The organism is Sphingomonas bacterium (genome assembly GCF_903644055.1).
Taxonomy (GTDB): domain Bacteria; phylum Pseudomonadota; class Alphaproteobacteria; order Sphingomonadales; family Sphingomonadaceae; genus Sphingomonas_I.
This window is the reverse complement of sequence record NZ_CAHJXD010000171.1, coordinates 1-4,638: the sequence shown is the minus strand read 5'-3', so window position 1 is coordinate 4,638 and position 4,638 is coordinate 1. Positions and strand designations below refer to the sequence as shown.

5 protein-coding genes are annotated in these 4,638 nt (G+C 70.7%); 2 read left to right on the top strand and 3 right to left on the bottom strand.

What is annotated here, in order from left to right; all coding sequences use genetic code 11:
- Window positions 1-718: peptidase E (locus HUU94_RS07375; protein ID WP_174274445.1), on the top strand; the 718-nt coding region annotated here is incomplete at its 5' end.
- Between the two features lie 172 nt (window positions 719-890).
- On the top strand, window positions 891-2,114 hold the full coding sequence (locus tag HUU94_RS07370) for a threonine synthase (RefSeq protein ID WP_174274444.1): 1,224 nt from the start codon (window positions 891-893) through the stop codon (window positions 2,112-2,114).
- Window positions 2,115-2,198: 84 nt separating this feature from the next.
- On the opposite strand, the gene HUU94_RS07365 is transcribed toward HUU94_RS07370, so the two are convergent.
- From HUU94_RS07365 to HUU94_RS07355, 3 genes are all read right to left on the bottom strand, one after another.
- On the bottom strand, window positions 2,199-2,594 hold the full coding sequence (locus HUU94_RS07365) for a DUF2497 domain-containing protein (protein ID WP_254602027.1): 396 nt from the start codon (window positions 2,592-2,594) through the stop codon (window positions 2,199-2,201).
- A complete protein-coding gene (locus HUU94_RS07360) occupies window positions 2,594-4,150 on the bottom strand; it encodes a TolC family outer membrane protein (RefSeq protein WP_174274443.1) in 1,557 nt (518 codons plus the stop codon). Before HUU94_RS07360 ends, HUU94_RS07365 begins: the two co-directional genes overlap by 1 nt.
- An 8-nt stretch (window positions 4,151-4,158) precedes the next feature.
- Window positions 4,159-4,638 (bottom strand): protein-L-isoaspartate O-methyltransferase family protein (locus HUU94_RS07355; protein ID WP_174274442.1); only part of this gene is annotated, 480 nt, incomplete at its 5' end.

The following is a 4,638-nucleotide window of genomic DNA, read 5'->3' as shown; positions in this document are numbered from 1 at the left end:
CCGCCCGCGCGCCAGGCAGCCGACGATCTTCGCCACCGGCGGCGGCTGGTTCCCGCAGGCATGGCAGCCCTCCTATTTCCCCGAATATGCGCTGGCGCTGACGCCGGTGAAGAGCCCGCGCATCTGCTGGCTGGGGCCGGCCTCGGGCGAGAGCGCCGCAAACTATGAGGCGTTCGTCCAAGGCTGGCAGGCGCACGATTGCTCGACGCACCATTTCAACCTCTACCAGCCCGCGACGCTCGACTTCGCCGATTATCTGCTGGGGATGGACATCGTCTTCGTCGGCGGCGGATCGACCAAGAACATGATGGCGCTGTGGCGCGAATGGGAGTTCGACAAGGCGTTGCGCGCCGCGTGGGCCGCGGGCGTGGTGATGGCCGGAGGAAGCGCGGGGCTGATCTGCTGGTTCCAGTCGGGGCTCACCGACAGCTATCCCAAGGTGCTGGCGCCGGTGAAGGGCCTCGGCTTCCTTCCCGGATCGACCAACCCGCATTACGAGATCCGCCCCGACCGCAAATCGCGCTACCGCCAGTTCATCGCCGACGGCGCGATCGACAGCCCCGGCCTCGCGCTCGATCAGGATGTCGGCGTGCTGTACCATGGCACGGAGATGGTGGAGCTCGTCTCGGGCAAGAAGGGCGCGGGCGCCTATCGGTTGGTCCGCACGCCGACGGGGTATAGCGAGACGCCGCTGCCGGTGCGCTTCCTCGGCGGCTGAAAATCAAGTTGATCGTCACCCCGGCCTTGAGCCGGGGTCCCGCTTCTTGGCGGTGGAGAAGGAAGCGGGACCCGGGGTCAAGCCCGGGGTGACGTTTCATCTTGGGACACCCTGGTTATGCCGAGCAGGTCCGGCATGACAGGGGGCGGCAAGCGCGGCTAAAGCGCTCCGCATGAACAGCAACCTCACCACCGATCGCCCGACCTTCGTCACCCATCTCGAATGCGCAATGACCGGCGAGCGCTACGAGGCCGATCGGCTGCACGGCCTCTCGCGCGTCGGGCGGCCGCTGCTCGTCCGCTACGATCTCGGGGGCGTCGCCGCCGCCGTCTCGCGCGATGCGATCGCCGCGCGCGAAACCGATCTGTGGCGCTGGCGCGAATTGCTCCCCGTCCGCCGGACCGGGAGCATCGTCTCGCTGGGCGAGATCGAGACGCCGCTGGTGCCGATCCCCGCCTCGGGGGGCGCCGAGGTGCTGGTCAAGGACGAGGGCCGGCTGCCGACGGGATCGTTCAAGGCGCGCGGCCTCGTCATGGCGGTGGCGATGGCGCGCGAGCTCGGCGTCACGCGGATCGCGATGCCGACCAACGGCAACGCCGGCGCGGCGCTCGCCGCTTATGCCAGCCGCTGCGGGATCGAGACGATCATCCTCGCGCCGCAGGAGACGCCCGAGATCAACATCCGCGAAATCGCCGCGCAGGGCGCGCGCGTCTACCGCGTCAACGGCCAGATCGACGATTGCGGCGCGATCGTCGGCCGGGGCGCGGCGGAAGGCCGCTGGTTCGATTTCTCGACGCTGAAGGAGCCCTATCGGATCGAGGGCAAGAAGACGATGGGGCTGGAACTCGCCGCGCAATATGGCTGGGCGCTGCCCGACGCGATCTTCTATCCCACCGGCGGCGGCACCGGGCTGATCGGCATGTGGAAGGCGTTCGCCGAGCTGGAGGCGCTCGGCTGGATCGGGGCGAAGCGCCCGCGCATGTTTGCCGTGCAGGCGAGCGGCTGCGCGCCGATCGTCCGCGCGTTCGAGCAGGGCGTCGAGCATGCCGAGCGCTGGGAGGATGCGGCGACGGTGGCGGCGGGCATCCGCGTGCCGCGCGCCGTCGGCGATTTCCTGATCCTGCGCGCGGTGCGCGAGAGCGGCGGCGTCGCGCTGGCGGTGGACGACGACGCGATCCTCGCGGCGGTGGACGCCTGCGCCAGGCGGGACGGGCTGCTGCTCTGTCCCGAGGGCGGCGCGACGCTGGCGGCCTATCACAAGGCGCTGGGCGCGGGGCTGGTCGATGCCGGCGAGCGGGTGGTGCTGTTCAACTGCGCGACGGGCCTCAAATATCCGATGCCACCCGCCGAAGCGACGCTGGACAGGCACGCGGAGATCGATCTTTCCACTCTCTAGCCTGCGCGCCGGGAAGAAGCGGGACCCCGGCTCAAGGCCGGGGTGACGAATGGAAGGACGTGGCGCTGCCGCCGCGGGACGAGCCTAGCGCCCGCCGATCCGCGCGATCTCGCGCGCCACGACGCGCTCGACCAGCTCGGGCAGGTTGGCGTCGAGCCACTGCTTGAGCATCGGGCGCAGCATCTCGCGGACCAGTCCGTCGAGCGTATCGGCGGCAGCGTCGGGATCGATCGTCACGCCCGAGAGCGCCGACAGCGCCTTGCGGCTCGCGGCGGCGGCTTCGCCGGAGACCAGGCCATCGTCGGGGACGGGAGGAAACAGGCGGGCGGCGGCGGCGGGCGCTTCGCCCAGCTCCAGCACGTCCTCGTCCTCCGCCGCCGGCACGGGCTTGGGCGCGAGGATCGGCGGGTCTTCGGCGATGATGCGCCGGATCGAGGCGAGGATTTCCTCCATCGGCTGAACGGGGGGATTTTCCTGCATCAGCGCGGCGGTCTATCACGATTCGCGGGGCTCGGCACCAGCGAACCGGCGGGCGCGGGCACCGTCGGCGCATCGCCGAGCAGCGGATCGGGCGCGAGCGGCTGCGTATCGGCGTTGACGGGGGTCGGCCCCGTCGTGCGCGTCGATTGCGGCTGATATTTCGCATTGTCGCTCCAGTCGCCGAAGCGATTGCGGACGCGCTTGTAATTGGCGATCGGATCGTAGAGCGCGCCGCCCTCGAGATTGAGGTTGCCCGCCTCCGCCACGCCCATCGCGTTGAGCAATGCGAAGCCCGCGACGTAGCGATCGTGCTGCGCGGTCACCAGCAGCACCTGCGCGTTGAGATATTCCTGCTCGGCGTTGAGCACCTCGATCACGGTGCGCGTGCCCGCGCTGTTTTCCGCGCGCGCACCTTCCAGCGCGAGGCGGTTGGCCGAAACCGCCTGCTGGTTGGCGGTGATCGCCTCGCCCGCCGCGAGGAAGATCGCATAAGCGGCGCGCGCGCTGGCGATCACCTGCCGCTCGATATCGACGCCCTGCTCGACGGTCGCGTTCTGCAACGCCTGCGCCTGCCGCACGCGCGCCGATACGCCGCCGCCCTGATACAGCGGGATGGTCAGCGCGAGGCCGATCCGCGATTGCTCGACGGTCTGGTCGAACTGGTTGTTCTGGTTCGAGGGAAAGCCCGAGGCCTGCGCGCGCGTGTTGAGATAATTGTTGTAGCTGTTGCCGCCGACCGCCGAGACGGTGGGCATCCGCAGCGCGCGCGCCGCGCCGATGTCATAGTCCGCCGCCTTGGTGTTGGCCTGCACAGCCGCGAGCGCGGCATTGTTGGCGAGCGCGATCTCCACCGCCTCGTCGGGCGTCGCGGGCAGCTTCGGCAGCGACGGCGGCAGATCGAGCTTGCCGGGCCAGGCGCCGATCACGCGGCGATAGATTTCGCGGCTGCGCGTGAGGTTGCCCTGCGCGGTGGCGAGCTGGCTGCGCGCGATGCTGAGCCGCGCTTCGGATTGGGCGACGTCGGTCCGCGTGAGATCGCCGACCTGGAAGCGATCGCGGCTGGCGCGCAAATTGGTCTCCAGCACGCGGACGTTGCCCGCGTTGAGCTCGACCACCGATTGATCGCGGATCACGTCCATATAAGCGGCGACCGCCTGCGTGAAGAAATTGCCCTCGGTGGCGCGCAGATCGGCGCGGCCCGCGACGACGCGCGATTCGGCGGCGTTGATCGCATTCTTGACCCGGCCGCCCTGGAACAGCGGGTAGGAGAGGTTGATCCCCCCGGTCAGCACGCGCGCGCCGTTCTGAAAGGTGGTGAGCCCGTCGACGCTTTGCGTGATGCCGACCGTGCCGCTGACCTGAAGCCGCGACTGCGCCTTGGCGATCGGTACGCCTTCGTCGGTGGCGCGGAGCTGCGCGCGCGCCTCGGCGAGGATCGGGCTGGTGGCATAGGCCTGCGCCAGCGCCTCGCGCAGCGTATCGGCGCGCGCGGCGACGGGCGCGAGAAGGAAAGCGGCGCCGGCGAGCGGCACCATGCGGCGGCGGAAGCGGGTCATGGCGATCGTCAGAAGCGGAAGGTGGCGGGCGCCGCGAAGCCCGGCAGCACAGGCGCCGCGGCCTCGATGAAGCGCCGCCAGCCGATCGCGCCCGTGGCCTTGGTGCCGATCGCCAGCCGGGTGACGCCGCGCTCGATCAACGGTGCCGCGATCCGCCCGCCATCGGCGAGCTGATCGACCAAAGCTTGCGGCACGACCTCGATCCCGCCGTCGACGAGGATCAGGCCGTAGGGCGCGCCCGCCGCCCAGCCCGCCGCGAGCGGGCCGGTGACGCCGGGGGCATGCGCCTCCGCCCGGGGGCCGTCCTCTGTCTCCAGCGCGACGACGTCGCAGCCGAGTGCCGTCAGCACCGCCGCCGAATAGCCGGTTGCCGCGCCCACCACGAGCGCCTTCTCGCCGGGGCGGACGCGCGCCTCGGTCAGCAGGCGGCCGAGCACCATCGGCGCGGGCATCGCGCGGCCGTTGCCCAGCGGCGTCGCGCCATCGGC

Excerpts from the sequence above, each read along its gene's own strand:
- HUU94_RS07370 (WP_174274444.1), top strand. The coding sequence starts at position 891 with ATGAACAGCAACCTCACCACCGATCGCCCGACCTTCGTCACCCATCTC.
- HUU94_RS07360 (WP_174274443.1), bottom strand. The coding sequence starts at position 4,150 with ATGACCCGCTTCCGCCGCCGCATGGTGCCGCTCGCCGGCGCCGCTTTC.
- HUU94_RS07365 (WP_254602027.1), bottom strand. The coding sequence starts at position 2,594 with ATGCAGGAAAATCCCCCCGTTCAGCCGATGGAGGAAATCCTCGCCTCG.